This is a genomic window from Streptomyces sp. NPDC088794, assembly GCF_044750545.1.
In the GTDB taxonomy this organism is placed as follows: Bacteria; Actinomycetota; Actinomycetes; order Streptomycetales; family Streptomycetaceae; genus Streptomyces.
Map to the genome: position 1 here is coordinate 77699 of NZ_JBIVKB010000005.1, position 22465 is coordinate 100163.

The 22465-nt window shown below is 69.9% G+C and carries 19 protein-coding genes; 7 read left to right on the plus strand and 12 right to left on the minus strand.

Annotation, left to right across the window (positions count from 1 at the left end):
- The first annotated feature begins 64 nt into the window (after positions 1 to 64).
- From ACIP6U_RS15790 to ACIP6U_RS15800, 3 genes are read left to right on the plus strand one after another with little or no spacing between them, the layout of a single operon-like run.
- Positions 65 to 1402, plus strand: coding sequence for a ferric reductase-like transmembrane domain-containing protein (locus ACIP6U_RS15790; protein ID WP_401717178.1), 1338 nt, complete (start codon positions 65 to 67; stop codon positions 1400 to 1402).
- Positions 1403 to 1422: 20 nt separating this feature from the next.
- Positions 1423 to 2121 (plus strand): FMN-binding protein, encoded by a 699-nt coding sequence (locus tag ACIP6U_RS15795; RefSeq protein ID WP_401717181.1) that lies wholly within the window; start codon positions 1423 to 1425, stop codon positions 2119 to 2121.
- A gap of 1 nt (position 2122) precedes the next feature.
- Positions 2123 to 2875 carry an FAD:protein FMN transferase gene (locus ACIP6U_RS15800; protein ID WP_401717183.1) on the plus strand — a complete coding sequence of 251 codons (753 nt, stop codon included), beginning with the start codon at positions 2123 to 2125 and terminating at the stop codon, positions 2873 to 2875.
- 72 nt (positions 2876 to 2947) lie between these two features.
- Here the strand turns inward: ACIP6U_RS15800 and ACIP6U_RS15805 are convergent, their stop codons facing one another.
- Together ACIP6U_RS15805 and ACIP6U_RS15810 are read right to left on the minus strand one after the other, a co-directional pair.
- A complete protein-coding gene (locus ACIP6U_RS15805; RefSeq protein ID WP_401717186.1) occupies positions 2948 to 5029 on the minus strand; it encodes an ArnT family glycosyltransferase in 2082 nt (693 codons plus the stop codon).
- Positions 5026 to 5895, minus strand: a complete 870-nt coding sequence (locus ACIP6U_RS15810; RefSeq protein WP_401717189.1) for a glycosyltransferase — start codon at positions 5893 to 5895, stop codon at positions 5026 to 5028. The genes ACIP6U_RS15805 and ACIP6U_RS15810 overlap by 4 nt, the downstream gene beginning before the upstream one ends.
- A gap of 279 nt (positions 5896 to 6174) precedes the next feature.
- Between ACIP6U_RS15810 and ACIP6U_RS15815 the strand changes: the two genes are divergently transcribed.
- The 3 genes from ACIP6U_RS15815 to ACIP6U_RS15825 are packed head-to-tail and all read left to right on the plus strand — an operon-like array spanning position 6175 to position 8683.
- Positions 6175 to 7305, plus strand: a complete 1131-nt coding sequence (locus tag ACIP6U_RS15815; RefSeq protein WP_401717192.1) for an ABC transporter ATP-binding protein — start codon at positions 6175 to 6177, stop codon at positions 7303 to 7305.
- Positions 7302 to 8018 carry an ABC transporter permease gene (locus ACIP6U_RS15820; RefSeq protein WP_401717194.1) on the plus strand — a complete coding sequence of 239 codons (717 nt, stop codon included), beginning with the start codon at positions 7302 to 7304 and terminating at the stop codon, positions 8016 to 8018. The genes ACIP6U_RS15815 and ACIP6U_RS15820 overlap by 4 nt, the downstream gene beginning before the upstream one ends.
- Positions 8015 to 8683, plus strand: a complete 669-nt coding sequence (locus ACIP6U_RS15825; protein WP_401717197.1) for an ABC transporter permease — start codon at positions 8015 to 8017, stop codon at positions 8681 to 8683. The genes ACIP6U_RS15820 and ACIP6U_RS15825 overlap by 4 nt, the downstream gene beginning before the upstream one ends.
- A gap of 62 nt (positions 8684 to 8745) precedes the next feature.
- Here the strand turns inward: ACIP6U_RS15825 and ACIP6U_RS15830 are convergent, their stop codons facing one another.
- From ACIP6U_RS15830 to ACIP6U_RS15845, 4 genes are read right to left on the minus strand one after another with little or no spacing between them, the layout of a single operon-like run.
- A complete protein-coding gene (locus ACIP6U_RS15830; RefSeq protein ID WP_401717199.1) occupies positions 8746 to 9348 on the minus strand; it encodes a GTP-binding protein in 603 nt (200 codons plus the stop codon).
- Positions 9335 to 9778, minus strand: a complete 444-nt coding sequence (locus tag ACIP6U_RS15835) for a DUF742 domain-containing protein (protein WP_401717200.1) — start codon at positions 9776 to 9778, stop codon at positions 9335 to 9337. Before ACIP6U_RS15835 ends, ACIP6U_RS15830 begins: the two co-directional genes overlap by 14 nt.
- A 39-nt stretch (positions 9779 to 9817) precedes the next feature.
- Positions 9818 to 10294 carry a roadblock/LC7 domain-containing protein gene (locus tag ACIP6U_RS15840; RefSeq protein WP_123996961.1) on the minus strand — a complete coding sequence of 159 codons (477 nt, stop codon included), beginning with the start codon at positions 10292 to 10294 and terminating at the stop codon, positions 9818 to 9820.
- Positions 10291 to 13041 (minus strand): ATP-binding protein, encoded by a 2751-nt coding sequence (locus tag ACIP6U_RS15845; protein ID WP_401717203.1) that lies wholly within the window; start codon positions 13039 to 13041, stop codon positions 10291 to 10293. Before ACIP6U_RS15845 ends, ACIP6U_RS15840 begins: the two co-directional genes overlap by 4 nt.
- A 382-nt stretch (positions 13042 to 13423) precedes the next feature.
- On the opposite strand from ACIP6U_RS15845, the gene ACIP6U_RS15850 reads away from it, so the two are divergent.
- Positions 13424 to 14380 (plus strand): ABC transporter substrate-binding protein, encoded by a 957-nt coding sequence (locus ACIP6U_RS15850; protein ID WP_401717206.1) that lies wholly within the window; start codon positions 13424 to 13426, stop codon positions 14378 to 14380.
- 135 nt (positions 14381 to 14515) lie between these two features.
- On the opposite strand, the gene ACIP6U_RS15855 is transcribed toward ACIP6U_RS15850, so the two are convergent.
- From ACIP6U_RS15855 to ACIP6U_RS15880, 6 genes are all read right to left on the minus strand, one after another.
- Complete coding sequence (locus ACIP6U_RS15855; RefSeq protein ID WP_401717209.1) at positions 14516 to 15916, minus strand: glycoside hydrolase family 43 protein; 1401 nt, start codon at positions 15914 to 15916, stop codon at positions 14516 to 14518.
- Between the two features lie 180 nt (positions 15917 to 16096).
- Complete coding sequence (locus tag ACIP6U_RS15860) at positions 16097 to 17047, minus strand: ROK family protein (protein ID WP_401717211.1); 951 nt, start codon at positions 17045 to 17047, stop codon at positions 16097 to 16099.
- Positions 17044 to 18723, minus strand: coding sequence for a dipeptide ABC transporter ATP-binding protein (locus tag ACIP6U_RS15865; protein ID WP_401717212.1), 1680 nt, complete (start codon positions 18721 to 18723; stop codon positions 17044 to 17046). Before ACIP6U_RS15865 ends, ACIP6U_RS15860 begins: the two co-directional genes overlap by 4 nt.
- Positions 18720 to 19601 (minus strand): ABC transporter permease, encoded by an 882-nt coding sequence (locus ACIP6U_RS15870; RefSeq protein ID WP_401717215.1) that lies wholly within the window; start codon positions 19599 to 19601, stop codon positions 18720 to 18722. The genes ACIP6U_RS15865 and ACIP6U_RS15870 overlap by 4 nt, the downstream gene beginning before the upstream one ends.
- On the minus strand, positions 19598 to 20557 hold the full coding sequence (locus tag ACIP6U_RS15875) for an ABC transporter permease (RefSeq protein WP_401717218.1): 960 nt from the start codon (positions 20555 to 20557) through the stop codon (positions 19598 to 19600). Before ACIP6U_RS15875 ends, ACIP6U_RS15870 begins: the two co-directional genes overlap by 4 nt.
- A 3-nt stretch (positions 20558 to 20560) precedes the next feature.
- Positions 20561 to 22318: a peptide ABC transporter substrate-binding protein gene (locus ACIP6U_RS15880; protein WP_401717220.1), complete on the minus strand. Its 1758-nt coding sequence runs from the start codon at positions 22316 to 22318 to the stop codon at positions 20561 to 20563.
- Positions 22319 to 22465 lie beyond the last annotated feature (147 nt).

The window sequence follows — 22465 nt, forward strand, 5'->3', positions numbered from 1 at the left end:
AAACGACAGGCCTGGCCAGCCAAGCTTTCGGATATCCAGGTCCCGATCTAGGAGCTGCCGTCCCGTGACGACCGTCCAATCGCCCCCCGCGCCCCCCACGGCGATACGGCCCAGGGTGGTGGCGCGCACGAGCCTGTACGCCGTGCTGGCCGCGAACGTGGCCGTGGTCGCCTACTTCTTCGCCCAGGCGGGTTTCGCCTCCAACGCGCTGATCGTGATCGGCCGGGCGGCCGGCCTCTACGGCGCCCTCCTCATGGCCTTCCAGCTGGTCCTCGTGGCCCGGCTGCCCTGGCTCGACCGCCGCATCGGCATGGACCGGCTGACCTCCTGGCACCGCTGGACCGGCTTCGGCATCCTGTGGACGCTGCTGGCGCACGTCGTCTTCATCACCTTCGGCTACGCGGACGGCACCGGCGTCGGCCCGGTCAGCGAGATCATCGACCTGGCCGAGACCACCGAGGGCGTCTTCCGCGCCGTCGTCGCCTTCGGCATCATCCTCGTGGTCGGCGCGGTCTCCGCCCGCTACGCCCGCCGCCGCCTCGCCTACGAGACCTGGCACTTCATCCACCTCTACACCTATGTGGCCGTGGTGCTCGCCTTCACCCACCAGGTCGCGGTCGGTACGACCTTCACGTCCTCGTCCGCCGCGACGGCGTACTGGTACGGGGTCTGGGGCGTCGCCCTCGGCTCGGTGGCCCTGGGCCGGGTGGTCCTGCCGCTGTGGCGCAACACCCGCCACCAGTTCCGCGTCGCCGCGGTCGTGCCCGAGTCCCACAACGTCGTCTCGATCACCATCACCGGCAAGGACCTCGACAAACTGCCCGCGCAGGCCGGCCAGTTCTTCCTGTGGCGCTTCCTGACCAGGGACCGCTGGTGGCAGGCCAACCCCTTCTCCCTCTCCGCCGCCCCCGACGGCCGCAGCCTGCGCCTCACCGCCAAGGCGGCCGGCGAGGGCAGCGCCGCCCTGCGCCACCTGAAGGTCGGCACCCGCGTCTTCGCCGAGGGCCCCTACGGCGCCTTCACCACCCTGCACCGCACCAAGGCGGAGTCGCTGCTCATCGCCGGCGGCGTCGGCGTCACCCCGATCCGGGCCCTGCTGGAGGACCTGGAGGGCCACGCCGTGGTCATCTACCGCGTCGCCTCCGACCAGGACGCCGTCCTCTACGACGAGTTGCGCGACCTGGCCCTGGCCAAGGGCGCCGAACTCCACCTGGTCACCGGACCGCCCGTGCCCGACAAGCTGGCCCCGCGCGAACTCGCCCGGCTGGTCCCGGACATCGGCGACCGGGACGTCTTCCTGTGCGGACCGCCCCCGATGATGAACGCGGTGCTGCGCAGCCTCGGCGACCTGGGCGTGCCCAAGCAGCAGATCCACTTCGAGCGCTTCAGCCTGGCCGGTTGAGAGAGACTGAGAGAGCCATCGTGAAGCGAGCCATACCCGTCGTCGTCCTGAGCATCGCCGGTCTCGTCCCGGTCTGGCGCTACGAGCCGTCCCTCGGCACGACGACCACCGAGGCCAGTACGCCCGCCTCGACGCCGTCCTCTTCTTCGGGCACCTCGTCCGGCACGGTCGTCAAGGGCACGCTGGTGAACACCGAGAAGGGGCCCGTACAGGTCCAGGTGACCTTCGACGGCGACAAGATCACCGCCGTGAAGATGCTCCAGCAGCCGAACCACCCCCAAACGACGGCCGCCGTGCCGCAGTTGGTCTCGGAGACGCTGGAAGCCCAGAGCGCGGACATCGACACGGTGTCCGGCGCGACGATCACCAGCGGTGCCTACAAGGAGTCCCTCCAGGCGGCGATCGACGCGAACGGCGAGGCGTCGGCCACCTCTCCTTCTCCCACTCAGTCACCCACGTCGGAGACCGTGACCGGTTCGACCGTGAACACCGAGAAGGGTCCCGTGCAGGTCCAGGTGACCCTTGAGGGCGACAAGATCACCGCCGTGAAGATGCTCCAGCAGCCGAACCACCCGCAGACCACGGCCGCCGTCCCGCAGTTGGTCTCGCAGACGCTGGAGAAGCAGAGCGCGGACATCGACACGGTGTCCGGCGCGACCATCACCAGCGACGGCTACAAGGAGTCCCTCCAGGCCGCCCTCGACGCGAAGGCCGCCTGAGATGCGCCGAGTCGAACACGTCATGGGCTTCCCGGTGTCGCTGCGCGTCGACCAAGTGGGTGATGGCGAGGGTGACTTCGAGGCCACCGCCGACGCCGTCTTCGCCTGGCTGCGTGAAGTCGACGCCCGCTTCAGCCCGTTCAAGGCGGACAGCGAGGTCTCCCGCTACGACCGGGGCGAGCTGGAACGCCATGAACTCAGCGCCGACCTGACCGAGATCCTCGCCCTGTGCGAGCACTACCGGCTCGCCACGGGCGGTGCCTTCGACGTCCGCCTGCCCGGCCGCGCTCTCGACCCCTGCGCGGTGGTCAAGGGCTGGTCGGTGCAGCGGGCGGCGGAGCTGCTGACGTCCGCCGGCGCCCGGAGGTTCTGCCTCAACGCCGGGGGAGACGTGGTGACTTCGGGTGGTCCGTGGCGGGTCGGCGTACGGCACCCCGAACACGCCGACCGGCTCTGCACCGTCCTGGAGCTCACCGACGGCGCGGTCGCCACCTCCGCCCGCTACGAGCGCGGCGACCACATCATCGACGGCCGCACCGGACGCCCGGCGACCGGCCTGCTCAGCCTGACCGTCGTCGCCGCCTCCCTCACGGAGGCCGACTCGGTCGCCACGGCGGCCTTCGCCATGGGCACCGAGGGCATCGACTGGGCCGCCTCGCTTGCCGGTTGCGAGGTGTTCGCGGTCGCCGCCGATCGGAGCGTCCTGCGCACGCCCGGTTTTCCGAGCGTGGCGAAACAGCCTGCGGTGGCTTGAGCGGACGTACCACATGAAGGCGGGCCACCGGTTCTTCACCGGCGGCCCGCCTTCATGTGTCTGCCCGAGGCGTCAGCTGACGTCGGAGGCGTCCAGGCGGTACAGCCCGCTGTAGTCGCTCACCGCCGTGCCGTGCTTCTTGACCCACGTGGAGATCTCGGAGTTCGTGCCCTGACCGCCGTCACTGCTGACGACGATGTAGTGCAACTTGCCGGACTTCACCAGGCTCTTGAGCTTGGCCAGGGTCATCGCGTTGTCGGAACCGGACCAGCCGCCCATGGAGATCACCGGCTGACCGGACTCCAGGATGATCGAGGAAGCGGTCTGGTCGGTGGCCACCGCGACCAGCCAAGTGGCGCCGTCCTGGTGCTTCTTGAGGTACGTGATCTCGGCGGAGGAGACCTGGGAGCCGCCGCCCGTGCCGCCGCTGCCGGATGTGCTCGTCGACTCCGTACCGGACTCCGCCTTGGACGACGACCCGTTGCTCGAAGACCCGCTGCCCGACGGAGGCGTCCCCAGGGACTGCCCGCCCGAGCCGCTCTTGCTGCTCGAACTGCCGCCGCCCGGACCGCCGTTGCCGCTGGGTCGCCGGCCGCCGCCCATGCCACCGCCGCCCATCCCGCCACCGGTGCTCGGACCGGCCGTCGGGTTCGTGCCGTTGGTACTGGAGGTCGCCGCCGAGACCGAGTACGCGGCGGGCCCGGCGAGCAGCGCCACGACCGCCGCCAGTGCCGCGATCCCCGTAAGCCGCTGCCGCCTGGTGAACCGCCCGACCAGCAGGCCGATCACCGCGGCCGTACCGGCGACCCCGGCCACGACCTCCGCGACCGTGTAGAGCGTCCCGGAGCCGGAGACCCGCTGGAGCAGGATGATCGCCCAGACCGAGCTCGCCGCGATCGCGGCCGGCAGGACCCAGCCCCACTTCGCGGCCGAGCCGTCCTTGAAGGCCCGGTACAGCATGACCCCGCCGGCGCCGGCCAGTGCCGCGATCCCGGGTGCCATGGCCGTGACGTAGTAGGGGTGGAACGTGCCCTCGGCGAGGGCGAAGGTCAGGTAGTGCAGGACGAACCAGCCGCCCCACAGCATCAGGGCCGCCCGCTTGGCGTCCGTGCGGGGTGCCCGGCCGCGCAGCACCAGGCCGCCGATGAGGGCGATCGCCGCGAACGGGATCAGCCAGGAGATCTGTCCGCCCATGATGCTGTTGAACAGGCGGTAGAGGCCCGCGTCGCCGCCGAAGCTCGCGCCGTTGCCCTGCGAGCCGACCGACGAACTCGCCCCGAAGATCCGGCCGAAGCCGTTGTAGCCGATGACCAGGTCCCAGACGGTGTTGTCGGTCGAGCCGCCGATGTAGGGGCGGGAGGAGGCCGGGATCAGGTCGACGACCACCATCCACCAGGCGCTGGAGACGACCAACGCCACCGTGCCGACGGCGAGGTTGCGGATGCGGCGGCCCAGGGAGACGCGCGTGGCCCACAGATAGACAAGGAAGAACGCGGGCAGGACGACGTACGCCTGCATCATCTTCGTGTTGAACGCGAAGCCGATCGCGACCCCGGACCAGATCAGGGGCATCAGCTTGCCTGTGCGTACTGCCTTCATCAGCGCGGCCGCGCCCAGCAGCATCAGGAGGACGAGGATCGGGTCGGGGTTGGTGTCTCGGTTGATGGCGACCGTGATGGGCGTGAGGGCGAGCACGAGGGCGGAGATGGTGCCCGCCACGACGCCGAAGTCACGCTTGATCATGCGGTGGAGCAGGGCGACCGAGCCCGTGCCGACCGCGACCATCGGCAGCATCAACTGCCAGGTGCCGTAACCGAATACGCGGGCGGACAGGCCCATCACCCACAGGGCGAACGGCGGCTTGTCGACCGTGATGAAACTGCCGGAGTCCAGCGCGCCGAAGAAGAACGCCTTCCAGCTCTTGGTGCCGGAGTAGACGGCCGCGTCGTAGAAGGTGTTGCCGGTGATGGAGGAGAGGTTCCAGGCGTACAGGGCCGTGGCCAGAATCAGGATCGCCCACAGGGCGGGGCGGGCCCAGCGCGGGTCCTCGGGGGCGCCGGTGAACAGCCTTCTGATCCGGGGGACGGGCGGCGCTCCGGCGCGGTGGCGGCCCTCCTGGGCCGGGGGCGCGGGGGGCGGGGCGAGGGTCGTCATGACGCGTACTCCAGGTGCTCCGAGCGGGAAGTGGCGTGCGCCCCGGTGGGCGGCACTGCAAGGGACTCGCGGGCGGCCGGCACGTGGGGAGTGCTGGTCCGCCGGGGTACGTCGGTGACCCGGGTGCGGCCGGTCACGGTGGCGCGCAGCATCCGGCGCACGCCCCTGAGGTCGTCGAGGGCGGTGGCGACGATGTCCACGCGGCTGTCGGGGTCGTCGACCCAGTCGACCGGCACCTCGTGGATGCGCAGCCGGTTGCGCTGGGCCAGGACCAGCAGCTCGGTGTCGAAGAACCAGGCGGTGTCCTCGATGTGCGGGGCGAGCGCGCGGAACACGTCGGCGCGCACCGCCTTGAACCCGCACTGAGCGTCCGAGAACCGCGCCGCGAGACCGAGCTTGAGGAGGAGGTTGTACGAGCGGGACACGAACTCCCGTTTCGGGCCGCGCACCACGTCCGACTGCCGGTGCAGCCGGCTGCCGATCGCGAGGTCGCTGTGCCCGGACAGCAGCGGGGCGACCAGCGGAAGGAAGCCCTCCAGACCGGTGGAGAGGTCGACGTCCATGTAGGCGACGACGTCCGCCGTCGACTCGCTCCACACGTGCTGCAGCGCCCGGCCCCGGCCCTTGGCCGCCAGTCGTACGGCGTGCACGTGCGGCAGCGACTCGGTGAGCGAGGTCGCCACCCGCCAGGTGCCGTCTGTGCTCGCGTTGTCCGCGATCGTGATCCGGAACGGGAACGGGAAGGACTCTTCGAGGTGCGCGTGCAGGGTGCCGACACTGTCGGCGAGGACGTGCGCCTCGTTGTGGACCGGCACCACCACCTCGACCGACCGGCGTCGGACGCCGACCGCGTTCGTTTCGTTCATGTCAGCGACCATCAGGGCGCTGTCTGGGGGATCCCTGAGCGGCCTCTGAGCGGAGAGTGAGAATCAGGGAACTCACAGGTAGGACACAGCGCGGTGACCACGGACCCCAAGAATCCGGCCCCGCCGCGAGGGTGCCGACCCTTTTCGTAACGGGCGGATGAATCTCGTCCGCTCCAGGCGATACACCAAAACCCGGACGGTTTAGACTCTCCCGGCAACGGCCTGTGACCGTTGGCCAAAGCGGGCATTTTCTGCCAGTCCCGAAGGGTATTCGGCGTTTTGATACGGATAGATTCAGTCACCAAGCGGTACCCGGACGGCACGGTGGCGGTCGATCGCCTCTCCTTGGAGATACCCGACCGCTCGATCACCGTCCTCGTCGGACCTTCGGGCTGCGGCAAGACCACGACCCTGCGCATGATCAACCGGATGATCGAGCCGACCGAGGGCACCATCCTCATCGACGGCAAAGACGTCATGAAGCAGCCGGTCAACACCCTGCGCCGGTCGATGGGTTACGTGATCCAGAACGCGGGGCTCTTCCAGCACCGCACGATCATCGACAACATAGCGACCGTGCCCCGGCTGCTGGGCTGGAGCAAGGACAAGGCCCGGGAGCGGGCCCGGGAGCTGATGGGCCGGGTCGGCCTCGACGGCTCGCTCGCCAAGCGCTACCCCTATCAGCTCTCCGGCGGTCAGCAGCAGCGCGTCGGCGTGGCCCGGGCGCTCGCCGCGGACCCGCCGGTGCTCCTCATGGACGAGCCGTTCTCGGCCGTCGACCCCGTGGTCCGCAAGGGCCTTCAGGACGAACTCCTGCGCATCCAGGAGGAGTTGGGCAAGACCATCGTCTTCGTCACGCACGACATCGACGAGGCCGTCAAGATCGGCACGATGGTCGCCGTGATGCGCACCGGCGGCAAGCTCGCCCAGTTCGCCCCGCCCGCCGAGCTGCTGTCCAGCCCCGCCGACCCGTTCGTCGAGGACTTCCTCGGCGCGGACCGCGGCATCCGCCGGCTCTCCTTCTTCTCCTCCGCCGGCCTGGACCTGCTGACCACGCCGATCGTGGCCGTCGACGCCACCGCCGAGCAGATCGCCGCCCGCACCACCCCGGACGCGCCCTACCTCCTCGTCACCGACCTGGACGGCAAGCCGCTCGGCTGGAGCGAGCCGGGCGCCCTGGCCGCGGGCCGGATCGACCCCGCGCGGCTGGTGTCGCACGGCCGGCCCTTCGTGCACGGCACGGAGTCGCTGCGCGCCGCGCTCGACGGCGCGGTGCTCTCGCCGACCGGCTGGGCCGTCGCGGTCGACACCGAGGGCCGGGTGGCCGGCGTCGTCTCGCAGCAGACCATCGGCGAGGCCATCCGCGCCGCCCACGCCGAGGGCCGCGCCGACGCGAAGGTCGCCGGATGAACGGTTTCTTCGACATACCCAGCGACCTCCAGAACACCTACTGGGGCCTGGTCGGACTGCATCTGCGCGAGGCCCTGATCCCGGTCCTGGCCGGCCTGGTCGTCGCGCTGCCGATCGCCCAGCTGTGTGTGCGGCTGCGCTGGCTGTACCCGCCGGTGCTGTGGATCACGACCATCCTCTACGCGATCCCCTCGCTGGCCTTCTTCGTCGTCCTCATCGACTACACCGGCCAGACCGAGACCACGGTGATGATCCCGCTGGCCGTCTACAGCCTGGTCGTGTTCGTGCCGGCCATCGTCGACGGCGTCCGCTCGGTGCCGCAGGAGACCCTCGACGCCGCCACCGCCATGGGCCTGGGGCCGATCCGCCGCTACGTCCAGGTGCAGCTGCCGATCGCCGCGCCCGCGATCATCGCGGGGCTGCGGGTGGCGACCGTGTCCAGCATCTCGCTGGTCAGCGTCGGCATGCTGATCGGCAACCAGGGCGGCCTCGGCAACCTGCTCAACGACGGCATGATCTACCACCAGCCGCGCCTGATCTGGCTGTCCGTGATCGGTACGGCCGTCCTCGCGATCCTCGCGGACGCCGTCCTGGTCGTCATCCGGCTGGTCATCACGCCCTGGATGCCGCGCGGCGGGCGCAGGACACGCCCCGTCGACGAACCGGCCCGGCCCGAACCGGCCGCGCCCGCCCTGGAGGACGCGGTCCGGTGAACGTACTGCACTACATCAACCAGTTCTTCAGCGACAGCGCCCACTGGCACGGCTACGACGGCATCCCCACCCGGCTGCGCGAGCACATCCAGTACTCGCTGACCGCCCTCGCCATCGCCGCTGCCATCGGCCTGCCCATCGGCCTGTTCACCGGCCACACCGGACGCGGCGGCAACTCCCTGGCGCTCATCGCCACCGCCGCCCGCGCCCTGCCCAGCTTCGGTCTGCTGGTGCTGATGTTCGTGCTGCTGGGCCTCGGTCATCTGCCCGTGATGATCCCGCTGGTCGTCCTCGCCGTCCCGCCGATCCTGGTGACGACGTACGAGGCGATGCGGTCCGTGGACCCGTCCCCGGTGGACGCGGCACGCGGCATGGGCATGGCGGAGCCGCGGATCCTCTTCCAGGTCGAACTCCCGGTCGCGCTCCCGCTGATCCTCAGCGGACTGCGCTCGGCGGCCATCCAGATCGTCTCGACGGCCACCATCGCCGCCTACGTCAGCCTCGGCGGCCTCGGCCGCTACATCGTCGACGGCCTCTACCAGCGCAACTACGAGAAGGTCGTCGGCGGCGCCACCCTGGTCGCTGTTCTCGCCCTGATCACGCTCGGACTGTTCTGGGCGATCAACCGGTTCACGGTCTCCGCGGGCGTACGCCGCGGCGCCTGACGGCACACGAGAGCGGGCCCGGAGCGGACAGTACGTCCGCTCCGGGCCCGCTCCTCGTGCGGCTACGCCTGCGAGCGTGCCAGCGCCAGTTCCAGTACGACGAGCAGCGCGTCGCGGACCGAGCCGCGCTCACGGGCGTCGAAGACCACCACCGGGACGGGCCCGGCGACGTCGAGCGCCCAGCGGACCTCCTCCAGCGTGTGCTCGGTCTTCCCGTCGAAGGCGTTGACGGCGACCGCGAACGGGATCTGCCGGTGCTCGAAGTAGTCGACGGCCGCGTAGCAGTCGTCGAGGCGGCGGGTGTCGACGATGACGAGCCCGCCGACCGCGCCCTCCACGATGTCGTCCCACATGAACCCGAACCGCTCCTGCCCGGGCGTGCCGAACAGGTACAGCTTCAGGGTCGGGTCGATGGTGAGACAGCCGAAGTCCATGGCCACCGTGGTGGTGGTCTTGCGCGGGGTGTGGCTGAGGTCGTCCACCCCCGCGGCGACCTCGGTGATGGCGGCCTCGGTGGTCAGCGGCTCGATCTCGGAGATCGAGCCGACGGCGGTGGTCTTGCCCACGCCGAAACCGCCGGCGATCACCATCTTCACCGGGAGCGGCGGGCGTACGGCGGCCACCGGAGCGGCCGTGCCGCGCGTGGCCGGTTCAGTCGGTGTCACGGACTGCCCCTCGGGAGTCGGGTATGGCGCGCAGGGCGTCGATCACCCTGCGCAGGACGGTGGCGTCATGGGTGACGCCGGAGTCGGGAACGTGCACCGCCAGCTGACCGGCGGCACGCAGGTCCTCGGCGAGGACCCGGACGACGTTGAGGTGCAGCCGCAGCCGGGCCGCCAGTTCCGCGATGGACTGGGGCACCCGGCAGGCGGCGACGATGTCGTGCTGCTCGAAGGAGAGCGAGTCGAGCACCGCGAGCCCCTCGGCGGTGGCCACCACCTGGGTCTCCACGGGCACCGGCCGGCCGACCGCCGCGGTGGGCGCCACCCGCCCCGCGGTGACCAGGAACGGCCGTACGGCGGAGGCGGGTCCGACCGGGGCCTGGCCCGGGCGCTGCGTACCGTCCTCGCCGGCCGGTGCACGGCCGTCCGTCATGAGTTGTCGTCCTCCTCTTCGGACCGGTCGGCGACCGGGTCAGCGCTTCGACGGGACGCCGACGGTGTTCTTCAGTTCGAGCACGAGCTGGGGGCTGAGCGCGGCCCCGGCCCGGTTGGCGAACAGCGTCATCTCGTAGGCGATGTTGCCGAGCTTGGCCTCCTTGTCGGCGACCACGCCGAGCACGGCGCCGCTGCCGATCGCGGAGACGATGACGTGACCGCCCTCCAGGTCGATGATGACCTTGTTCAGACCGCCCAGACCGTAGTTGCCGGAGGCTCCGGCGGCCAGGCTGGTGATGCCCGAGACGATGGCCGCCAGCCGCTCGGAGTGAGCCCGCTCGCGCAGCTCCGACACGGCGATCAACAGCCCGTCGGAGGAGACCGCGATGGCGTCCACGACGCCCGCGGTCTCGGTGGCGAATCGGTTGAGCAGCCAGTTGAAGTCTGCTGCGGCGGCCTGCAGGTCGGTCGGCGTGGTGCTTCCCGTCGGAGTGTCACCTGTCGACGTACTCACTGCTCCGCTCCTTCCGGGAGATGGTTCTGGTCTTGCGGATCGGGGGTCGTGCGTACGCCGGTCCCGGCGGAGGAGCTGTCGCGGTTGGCCCGCTCCACCGCCGCCTCGAACTCGTCGAGCGAGTCACGGACGGCGTCCGCGTCGGCGGGCCGGGGGGCCTGCCGTGCCGACTGCTGGGCGTCGGCGGTCGTGTGCAGCGTCGCGCCGCGAACACGGCGGCGCAACGGGCGCGTCGCGCCGTCCTCGGCGGACACCGTTGTCGGCGCCGGGGGAGTCTCGGTACGGGCTTTGGGTATGAACGGGGCTTCGGGCTCCGCCGCTTCCCGTTTGGGGACGCGGCGGGGGAGCGGGTCCGGTCGCCCGTCGGCCGGAGCGTGATCCGACAATCCGGTGTCCTCCTCGACGCCGGTTGGCTGCCGCCGGCCTGACACGTGATCGACGGCCGAGTCGTCCTGAACGGCCCAGCTGGGAGTGGTGGCCGACGCCGACGCGGTGCCGTTGCGGCCGGCCACGGAGCCGTCCCGCTCGGCCGTGCCACCGACGCCGCTGCCGGGCCCGACCGCGTCCCACGCGGCCCGCACGGGGGTGGCCGCCGTCGAGTCCCGCTCGGGCAGGCCGACGCTGGTCGAGGAGTCGTGGGTGACGGCGTCGGTGGAACCCACCGGGTCACTGTCACGTCCGGCCCACGTGTCCTGCGCGGCCCGGCGGTCGGCCGACGGCGCGTCCTTCCCCGCCGAACCGCCGGAGGCCATCGCTCCGACGGGGCTCATCGTCAGCAGCAGCGACGAGGGGACCGTCACCTCGGCCGTGACACCGCCGCCCGGGGTGCGGGAGAGGGTGACGTCGACCTCCCAGCGGCGGGCCAGGGTGCCGACCACGAACAGGCCGAGCACCTTCGTCGGTACGAGGTCCAGGCGCTCGCGGCGGATCAGCCGGGCGTTCTCCTCGGCGATCCGCTCGCTGCTCATGCCCAGACCGTGGTCCGCGATGACGATCGAGGCGCCCGAGCCGTCCTCGACGGAGGCGTCCCGCACGGCCACCTCGACCGGGCTGCCGGCCGGCGAGAACGACACCGCGTTCTCCAGCAGCTCGGCCACCATCAGCGTGAGGTCGCCGATGATGTCCGGCTCCACCATGATCTCGGTGCGGGCCTGGAGCCGTACGCGCTGGAAGCCCTCGATCTGGCCGAGCGCGGCGCGTACGACGTTGGTGAGCTCGGTGGGTCCGGAGTCCAGGACCGTCTCGCGGATGCCGGCCAGCAGCATCAGGGAGTCGGCGTTGCGGCGCAGACGCACGGCGATGTGGTCGATGGAGTAGAGGCGTTCGAGCAGCGCGGGATCCGTCTCGCCGCGCTCCACCGCGTCGATCAGGGCCAGCTGGCGGGTGGTGAGGTTGCTGACCCGGCGGCCGACGTTGCCGAACATCTCGGCCACGTTGCGGCGGCTGAGCACCTGACGCTCCAGGAGGGCGATCGACGTGGTCTGCACCCGGTTGAACACCTCGGCCAGCGTGCCGATCTCGTCGTTCGCCGTCACCGGCATCTCGCGCAGCATCGGCGGCCCGGAGTCCTCGGTGTCGTCGTCGGCCACCCGGGCCAGCTCGCGCCCGGCCACCTCGGCGACCTCCTGCGCGGCCCCGGTCAGGGCCATCACCGGACGGACCACCGAGCGGCGTACCACCACGGAGAAGGCGATCCACAGGACGAAGCCGATCAGACCGGCGCCGAGCAGCAGCGCGGCACGCAGCGAGGCGTCGCCGGAGGCGTCGTCGGCCCGGTCGGCGATGTCACCGATGAGCGAGGCGGTGATCTTCAGCCGGGTCGCCGACTGGTCGCGGTAGTCGGGGTAGTCGGCCAGCGCGGCCGACAGCGCCCTGCCGATCTGCGCCGGCGACTGGGCCGACAGTCCGCTCGGGTCGATCTGCAGCTCGGCGTAGTGCTGGGTGATCGTCGCCTGCGCGGAGTTGTGCTCGATGCCGTTCAGCCGGTCGGTCTGTTCCTCCGAGGCGAACCGCGCGAAGCGCTCCGCCTGGTGGCTGTAGAGCTCGTAGGCGCCGACCGCGTTGATGAACTCGATCAGCGCGTTGGTGTCGCCGGTGCGCGCGGAGAACACGCTGGTCTCGAAGGAGCTGTGGGCGGCGTCGGCACGCAGCAGCGAGTCCAGCAGGTTGCCGGTGAAGGTCGCGGCGAGCGACTCGTTGCGGTCCAGGCCCAGGCCGTCGATCAGGCCCTTGGAGGCGTTGGTGTACGCCGGGTCGATGTTGTCGGCGGGCAGATAGCCCTGCTCGATCGTCTCGCGCAGGCTGGTGAGGCCCTCGACCTCGCGCAGCGCCTGTGCCTCGGTGCTCGGCAGCTGGTCGCCGAAGGCGTCGCGCACCTTCTCGACCTGCTGGCTCACCGCCTGCTGCGCGGTCCGGTAGCCGGCCAGCGAGGGCTTGGCGCCCCCGTCCACGGCCTCGAACCGCACGGAGAGCAGGATGGCCTGCTGATGCTCGGCCTCCACCCGGTCCACCAGCGTGGCGACCTGGGCGCTGTTGCGCACCAGCCGCGCCGCGTCGGACGCGGAGGTGGACTGGCCCACCTGGTCGACGACGAGATAGGTGAGCAGGACGGCCACCACGGCCAGCGGAATGCCGACCAGGAGGTTGAGTTTGCGCCTGAACGGCCACCGGTCGGCGAAGCCCCGAATACCGCCCTTCGACGGCGGCGGGGCCTGCCGGGCGGGCGCGTCCACTTCGGTCGTGGACACCGGTCCTCCTTCGTGCATGTTCTCGTCGGACGCGTCGATGCGCGTGACCGATTCTGATCGATGGGCCGGACCCCGGAAATGGTGCCGAAGACACCGAAGCGGCCCCCGCACACCGCTGTGACCGACGCCAACTGCCGTGAGACTACCGCCTCTTTGAACGATCAAGCGCGTCGCCCTACGTCAAGAATCCGTTACAAAGAGCCTCCGGTTCCTCACCTGTCCGTTCGCCGTTCCTTCACAGACGATCACGCATTGAGGCGTAAGCGATCACGCATTGAGTCCAATCGGTGACCAGGCTGCTCTTGACTGGGTGAGAACAGGCTGGATTGGATCAGTTGCAGCGCTCGCTTCACACCAATCCCCAGAGTCCGGAACGGGAATCGTGACTTCCAACGCCCCACGCAGCAGGTCCTTCAGGATTCATCCCGCGGCCGCCGTAGCGCTCGCCGCCACCACGGCCCTGCTGGCGGGATGTTCCTCCTCTTCCGACGACAACTCCGACCCCCTGGCCGGGGACAAGTCGGACGGCAAGACCGTCGTCGTCGGATCCAACAACTTCGCCGAGAGCATCCTGATCGCCGACATCTACGGCGAGGCGCTCAAGGCGAAGGGCATCAAGGTCACCTACAAGCCGAACATCGGCAGCCGTGAGACCACCTACGGCCTGCTGAAGAACGGCTCCATCACCGTGCTGCCCGAGTACAACGGCGCGCTGCTGGCCTACCTCGACCCGAAGGCCACCCCGAAGACGGTGGAGGCCACCACGGCCGCCATCGACGCCAAGCTGGACACCAAGCTGACGCTGCTCGACCCGGCCTCGGCGCAGGACAAGGACTCGGTCACGGTCAACGCGGCGACCGCGAAGAAGTACAACCTGACCGCCGAGTCCAGCATCGCGGACCTCAAGGACATCGCGAAGGACCTGTCGATCGGTGCCTCGCCGGAGTTCCAGACCCGCCAGCAGGGCCTGGTCGGCCTGAAGTCGGTGTACGGCCTGGAGTTCAAGTCCTTCAAGGCGCTGGACGCGGGCGGCCCGCTGACCCAGGCGGCGCTGAAGAAGAACACCGTGCAGGCGGCGGACCTCTTCACCACGGACCCGACCATCGTCAAGGAGAAGCACGTCGTCCTCCAGGACCCGGAGAACCTCTTCGGCTTCGAGAACGTGCAGCCCCTGATCTACAAGAGCGGTCTGTCCTCGGACGGCGTCGCCGCGCTGAACGCGGTCTCGGCCAAGCTCGACACCAAGGCCCTGCTCGACCTGGACTCGCAGGTCCAGCTCGACAACAAGGACCCGCTGGACGTCGCGAAGGCCTGGCTGAAGACGGTCGGCCTGGGCTGACCCCCGGACCTCTGAAGCGGGCGTCCCTCTCCGGACCTTTCCGGGAGGGGCGCCCGCTTTCGTCGTGCCCGCCGCTCAGCGGCCCATGTCTGCGTACCCGACGTCTCCGTACCCGACGTCTCCGTACCCGACGTCTCAGTAGCCGACGTAGAAGGTCGCGTCCTGCTGCTCGGTCGACGTCGAGACCGGGTCGATGCGCAGGACGTAGTTGGAGTGCCGGATGTAGCGGGTCGGGTTGTTGTACGAGCGGAACGAGGCCCAGCTCGCGTCGGCGAGGCCCGCCGTGCGGTAGAAGGTCGCGTCACCCGCGAACGTCGACGTGCCGTCGTTGACGTCGAGTTGGAGCGCGTAGTTGTAGTGCCGCAGATACCGCGTCGGGTAGTTGACCGACTGGAAGGACACCCCCGCGCTGTCGGCGAGACCGGGGACCAGCTTCCACTGCGCGTCGGTGTACGGGTCGAAGGCGTACTCGTCTATCCGGCCGATGTAGTTGCTGTGCCGGACGTACCGGGCCGGGTAGTTGTAGGACTTCAGCCGGTTCCAGGCGGGCGTGCCCCACTTGGCGACCAGGTTGTTGTACTGGGCCGTGGTGATCGGCTGGATGCCGCAGTGCTTGGAGTTCAGCGGCTGGGTGTACGTCTTCTGGTCGAGCGCGGTCCAGGTGCCGGCGGCCAGGCTGCTGGTCTGCCAGGCGTAGAAGACGCCGTTGGGCGACCAGGTGTCTCCCCACAGGTACCAAGTCGAGCCGGACGTGAGGGACTTGACCAGAGTCGGGGCCTCGGTGCCGTTGTGCGAGACGGCGGTGCTGAACTCCGTGAAGCTGCCCGGGTCCAGTGAGGTGGAACGGGCGCCGACCAGGGTCGAGTTCTTCTTGAAGTACAGGTAGTTGTAGCCGCCCACGCCGACGGCCATGTCCCCGTCGATGACGTCGTAGCCGGGGTCGAAGAAGACCTGCGGGGAGCCGGCGGTCACGAAGTCGGTGGTGTAGTTCGCCATGATCACGTTGTGGCCACTGGAGTTGACCGCGGAGTAGATGACCGCGTACTGGCCGCGCCCCGCGTCCCAGAACGCCTCGGGCGCCCAGGCGTGGGTGTCCAGATCGTGCACCTTCATGCGCCGGTAACCGGTGAAGGTACGCAGGTCGGTGGAGTCCCAGACGTGGAGGTACTGGCTGACGTACGTCCAGTCGGTGCCGTTGAGGTCGGTGGCGAGGACCACGAAGGTGCCGTCCTGCTTGCGCAGGATGAAGGGGTCGCGCAGGCCGAGCGAGCCGGCGGTCGGCGTGGCCACGGGGGCGTTCTGGTTGAGCGGGGTCCATTGCAGGCCGTCGGTGCTGACGGCGAGATGCAGGCCGTAGTTGGCGGCGAGCATGTCCGGGGACTCGGTGAAGTAGGCCATCACGTACGCCGAGTCGGCGGCGTGGGCGGTGCCGGCGCCGAGCGTGAGAGCGCCGGTGGCGGCGAGCGGCACGGTCGCGGTCATGCCGAGGAACAGGCGGCGGGAGGGGTGGGGACCGGGGTTCGGGCTGGCGTTCATCTGGCTCTCCTGGGGGCGTGCGGGGGGTGCCCAAGTGTCGGTATATCGAACGAGGTTCGGTAAACCGATCAGAAGGTAGGGATGTGACACGTGAGCGTCAATCACCCGGTCACGCTTGGCCGGATTCGATCGATGATCCACAAGCGCGCCACAGGCGGGACATGGGTACGCCGGCGGGGCCTAGGCCCGCGCCCGCTCCTCCGCTGCCCCCACCGCACCCAGCTCCGCCCACGCCCGAGCCGCCGCCCCGACCGCCACCGCGTCACCGCCGAGAGCGGCGGGCAGCACCCGCAAGGAACGTCCGCTGACGGGTGGCTCGACGGTGAGCGTCCGGCGTATCGCGGGCTCGAGGAGCGACCACGACCGGCTGACGCCCCCGCCGATCACGCACGTCGTCACATCCAGCAGACCGGCCGTGACCAGCAGCGCCCTGGCCACACCGGCGCCCGCCGCCGCGTAGACGGCGAGGGCTTCCGCCTCGCCCCGGGCCGCCGCGTCGGCGACCTCGTGGGCGGTCAGGTCCCGGCCGGTGCGCTCGCCGTACCGCGCGGCGATCGAGCGGCCCGACGCCAGCGTCTCCAGATGGCCGCGCCCGCCGCAGGTGCACGGCAGCTCGCCGAAGCCGGGCACGTGCCCGATCTCGCCGGCCGCCCCGTGCGGGCCCTCGTACAGGGCGTCATCCAGCCACAGCGCCCCACCGACCCCGGTGCCCAAGGTCATGCCGAGCACATACGGTTCGCCCGCGACCGCGCCGGCCGCCGCCTCCCCGCGCAGGAACGCGTTGACGTCGTTGTCGAGGAACGCCGGTACACCCAGGGCCCGTTCGACCGTCGCCGTCACCTCGAACCCGGCCCAGTCCCGGAAGGAGTCGCTGGCCACCAGGATCCGCCCGGCCCGCACGTCCACCAGACCTGCCGCCCCGACCCCGACTCCGGCCAGCCGCCCGGGAGTCCGCTCGAGCAGCAGCCGTACGGCGTCCAGCGCGGCGCCGACCATCGCCGTCCCGCCCCGGTCCGCGGGGGTGGGCACCTCCAGGCGGTCGCCGATGCCGAAGTCCTCGGCGCACAGCACGACGTGGGTGGTCGTGCCGCCGATGTCGACGCCCGCGACCACCTCGGGGGAGCGCGTCACGCGGTGACCCCCGTACGCAGGGCCGCCCGGCGGCGGCGCTGCACGACCGGGTCCGGCACGGGCACGGCCGCGATGAGCCGGCGGGTGTACTCCGTCTCCGGACGCAGCAGCGTGGTCATGGTCGGCCCCTGTTCCTCGACGCGTCCGGCCCGCATGACCACGACCCGCTGGGCGAACTGCTGGACCACCGCGAGGTCGTGCGACACGAACAGACACGCGAACCCGAGCTCGCCCTGCAACTCCGCGATCACCTCAAGCACCGTCCGCTGCACACTCACGTCCAGCGCACTGGTCGGCTCGTCCGCGACCAGCAGCCGCGGTTCGAGCACCAACGCCCGTGCGAGGCTGACCCGTTGCCGCTGACCGCCGGACAGCTCACGGGGCCCGCGCCCGGCCAACTCCCGCGGCAACCGCACCCGTTCCAGCACCTCCGCGACCCGCGTCCGCCGCTCGGCCGCCGACAGACCCCGGCGATGCATCCGCAGCGGCTCGGCCACGCACTCCCCGACACTCATCCGGGCGTCCAGCGAGGCCACCGGATCCTGGAGCACCACACCGACCCCGGACAGCAGGGCCCGCCGCGCCCGCCCCCGGGTCCGGCCGAGCTCCCGCCCGAACAGCGAGACCGCCCCGCCGCTCGGCGCGACCAGCCCCAACGCGACCCTAGCCGCCGTCGACTTGCCGGACCCGGACTCGCCCACCAGTCCGACCGTCTCACCGGGCCGCACCGTGAGCGACACGTCCTGAAGGGCCTGCACGGCCCCCGGCCCACGTCCGAACCGCACGGAGACGTCCCTGAGTTCGACCACGGCTTCCCCCTCCGGGCCCGGCGGTGGGGGTGCCGGTGCCTTCACCGCCGGCGCCTCCACCGCCAGCCGGGGAACAGCCTCCAACAGCCGCTGGGTGTACTCGTGTTCCGGGTGCAACAGCACCTGCTCCACCGACCCGGACTCCACGACCTCACCGTTCAGCATCACCGCGACCCGGTCGGCGAAGTCGGCGACCACGCCCATGTTGTGCGTCACCAGCAGCACACCCGTATCGGAGTCGGCCGCCAACGCCCGGAGCAGATCCAGGATCTCGGCCTGCACGGTGACGTCGAGGGCGGTCGTCGGCTCGTCCGCGATCAGCAGGCCCGGCGAGTTGGCGATCGCCATCGCGATCACGACCCGCTGCCGCTGCCCGCCCGACAGCTGGAACGGAAACGCCGACGCCCGCCGCTCCGGCTCGGGAATGCCGACCCTGCGCAGGAGTTCGACGGCCTCACGGGCGGCCTCGGCACGCGAGACGGCCCGGTGATTGCGTACGACTTCGGCGATCTGCGCACCGACCCGGGTCAGCGGGTCGAGCGCGGTGGCCGGCTCTTGGAACACCATCGACGCGGTACGGCCCCGCAGTCGCGAGAGTTCGGCCTCGCCGGCCCCGACGACCTCCGTGCCGTCGACCGAAACCCGCCCCGACGCACGGGCGTTGGACGGCAGCAGACCCATCGCCGCGAGCGCCACCGTCGACTTCCCGGACCCGGACTCGCCGACCAACGCCAGCGTCTCGCCGGGCCGCACGTGCAACGACACCTCGCGCACGGCGTGCACCTCACCGGTGTCGGTGCTGAAGGTGACCCCCAGATCCTCGACCTCCAGGATGTTCGCCACCTTCGTCCCCTCTGTTTCCGTCACCCTCGGCCCCTCACGTCGAAGGCGTCGCGCAGCCCGTCGCCGATCGCGTTGAACGCGCACACGACGAGGATGATCGCGAGACCCGGCGGAACGATCAGCCACCAGCGCCCGGAGTACGCCGCCGTCAGCCCGGCGGACAACATGCCGCCCCAGTCGGTCTTCGGCGGCTGGACCCCAAGCCCGAGATACGAGACGTAGGCGACGAGCAGGATCGCGTCGGCGACCTGGAAGGTGGCCGCGACGACGATCGTCGACACCGAGTTCGGCAGGATGTGCCGCCGGATGGCCCGCCCGTGCGTACCGCCGGTCGCGCGCAGCGTCAGCACGTAGTCCCGGCTCTTGAGCGTGAGCGTCTCGGCCCGCACGAGCCGGGACGGCACCAGCCAGGACACCAACCCGAGCACGACGATCAGGCCCAGCGTGTCCGGGGTCGTGATCGCCGAGACGACCAACAGGATGAACAACGCGGGGATGGCGATCCCGGCATCCACGATCCGCATCATCACCGCGTCCAGCCAACCGCCGGCATACCCCGCGGTGGCGCCCCACAGGGTCCCGATGACGGTGGCCAGGATCCCGGCCGCCAGCCCGACGAGCATCGAGACCTTCCCGCCGTACATCAACCGCCCGAGCTCGTCGTGTCCGACGGCATCGGTACCGAGCCAATGGGAGCCGCTGGGCCCGAGGTTGACCTGGGTGAGGTCGGTGTGGGTCTGGTCGGTGGAGTACAGCAGCGGTCCGACGAAGCAGAAGAGAAGGAAGAGGACGACCACGGCGAGTCCGGCGACGGCCAGCTTGTTGCGCGTGAACCGTCGTAGCGACAGGCGGTAGTTGGCCACCGGCTCCGTCGTGGGCGTGGTCTGGAGGACGGCTGTCATGCCTGGCCCGCCTTCACTCGGGGATCGACGATCCGTTGGACGACATCCGCGAGCAGCGTTCCGACGACCGTCGCCACCGAGATCACCAGCACGCACCCCAACAGCACCGGATAGTCGGACGACTGAGCCGCACTCCAGAACAGCAGCCCCATCCCCGGGTAGTTGAAGAGCTGCTCCACCACCAGCGCACCGCCGAACAGCACCGGCACGTAGTACCCGAGCATCGCGATCACCGGCGTCAGCGAGTTCCGGAAGACATGCCGGAAGAGAATCGCCCCCTGCCGGGCCCCACCGGCCCGCGCCGTACGGACGTAGTCCTCGGAGAGGTTCTCCAGCGTCGACGCCCGCATGTACCGACTGAACACGGCCACCATGGACGCGGCCCCCGTGACGACCGGCAGCACGAGCCCCACCGGATCCGCGAACACGTCCGCCAGCGTGTCCCCTTGGGGCGCCTGGGAGGGGAACCAGTGCAGGGTCTGCGTGAAGACCAGCACCAGGATCAGCCCCAGGAAGTACACGGGCGTCGAGTACGCGACGAAGCTCAAGGTCGTGATCACGTAGTCGGCCGGCTTGTTGCGCCGCACGGCCTGCCACATGCCGAGCGGAATCGCGAGCAGCAGCCCGGCGAGGGCCGACAACACCGTCAACACCAGCGTCTTCGGCAGCCGTTGCTCGATGAGCTTGGAGACCGCCTCGTTGAGCGTGTACGACGTGCCGAGGTCACCGTGGAGCAGGGTGCCGAGATAGTGGACGTACTGGACGGGCAACGAGCGGTCCAGTTCCTGTTCGTGGTTGAACGACGCGATCTGCTGGGCCGTCGCCTGCGGCCCGAGGATCCCGCGTGCGGGACCCCCGGGCAGCGCGTGCAGCAGGCAGAAGACCACGACCGTGACGATGAGGATCACCACGAGGGACTGGAGCACCCGCCGGGCCAGGTAGCCGAGAGTCTCCATGCCTCAGCTGGTCCAGTTCCACTGCGCAGGATGGAAGTTGGCGAGCGAGTCCTGCGAGAAGCCGCCCAGCCCCTTCTTCATCACCGAGATCTGGTAGTCGGGCTCCGGCAGCCAGATCACCGGCAGGTCCTTGGCGAGAGCCGCGCTGTACTCCTGGACGGCCTGGTTCGAACTCGACGTCGTGGACGCGGAGATGAGCTGGTCGACGCCCGTGTCGGAGTAGTTGCCGAAGTTCGAGCCGCCCTTGGTCTGGAAGAGCGAGTCGCCGGTCGGGAAGGCGTTGAAGTACCAACTGCCCATCGTGCCGAAGAAGGACAGCTGCCACTTGCAGATCGACTGGCTCGCCGTGCACTGCGGGGTCTGCGAGAGCACCGAGTTGACGGGCGCGGTCTTGATGGAGAACTTGATGCCGGTCTTCGCGAGCGAGGACTGGATCGCGCTCATCATGTTGTCGGTCACCGTCGAACCGGACTGCGACAGCACCTGCATCTGGAACTTGGTGCCCTTGGCCACCCCTTCACCGCACTGCGAGGCGCCGGTCCCCGGGCTGGTGCAGGTCATGACCCCGCCCTGCGAGGTCCAACCATGGCTGGTCAGCAGGGACTTGGCGGCCGAGGTCGAGAACGGGTACGGGTTGTTCTTCTGCGTCGGCGACAGGAAGTCGGACGTCTGGGCCTGCGGGATCGGTCCGTAGCCGGGGACCGCCGTCCCGTTGAAGACGACTTTCGCCAACGTCGTCTGGTCGATGGACCGCTGGACGGCCTGGCGGGCGTACAGCTGCTTGAACACCGCGCCCATCGAAGGGTTGTTGAAGTTGTACGGCATGTACGTGATCGCCCAGCCGGACCACGGCTTCACCTCGTAGCCCTGGGCGGTGAAGCTGTCCTTCTGGTCGAGGTCGGTCGCCTCGATGTAGCCGTAGTCCACGGTCCCCGACCGCAGCGCGTTCTTCTCGGCGTCCGCCGTGGTGAAGGGGAGCAGGTTCACCGTGGGGATGCCGGGCTTCTCGCCGCCGTCGTACTTCTTGTTTGCGGTGAGCACGACCTTGCCGGCCGTCGAGAAGGACTTGATGTCGTAGGGGCCGCTGGTCGTCTTCCACAGGGCGTTGGAGGCGTAACCGCCGATGTTCTTGGCCGCGTTGTTGAGGTACGTCCAGTCCTGCTTGGCGTCCCCGGGCTTGTCCCAGACGTGTTTGGGGAGCGGGTTGATGGAGTTCAGCTCGTTGGCCAGCATCCACTGCGGGTTGTAGGCCTTGTCGAAGGTGATCGTGAAGTGGCGGGCGTCCACGGTCTTGAAGGACGTCCAGTTGTCCGGCGCCTTGCCCGGGTTGTAGCCCGCCCACTCGGACTTGTTCGCCTTGATGAGGTCGAACCAGAACTTCACGTCGGCGGAGGTGATCGGCTTGCCGTCGCTCCAGTGCCGGTCGCCGAGCGTGATCGTGACGCTCTTGTTGTCGGCGGCGAAGTCGGCGGCCGTGGCCACCGAGCCCTTCTTGTTCCAGCCGATGGTGCCGGTGGAGCCGTCGTAGGCGATGAGCGGTTCCCACAGCGTGTTCGCGATGGAGATGTTGTTGGTGTTGAGGTGCGCGGCCGTGCCGATCGGCAGGATCCAGTTCGGCGTGAAGTTCGCGGGCAGCGCGTAGTTGATCGAGTCGTGCGACCCGGAGGACGACGTACCGCTCGACCCGGAACAGCCCGCGAGCAGCAGCGTGCCCGCGCTGAGGGCGGCTCCGGTGAGGAGTCTCGTGCGAGCAGGGGACATGGCTCTCCTCGAAGGCGAAAGGTCTGAGGGGCGGAGTGAGCCCAGTGAACGACTCGTGGGGACGAAGAAACAGGCGTGCCGCTGTAAAAAGCCTGTTACTGCTGTTCTGAAAAAACCCTGAAGGGTGCCCGTGAGGCTTACTCTCGA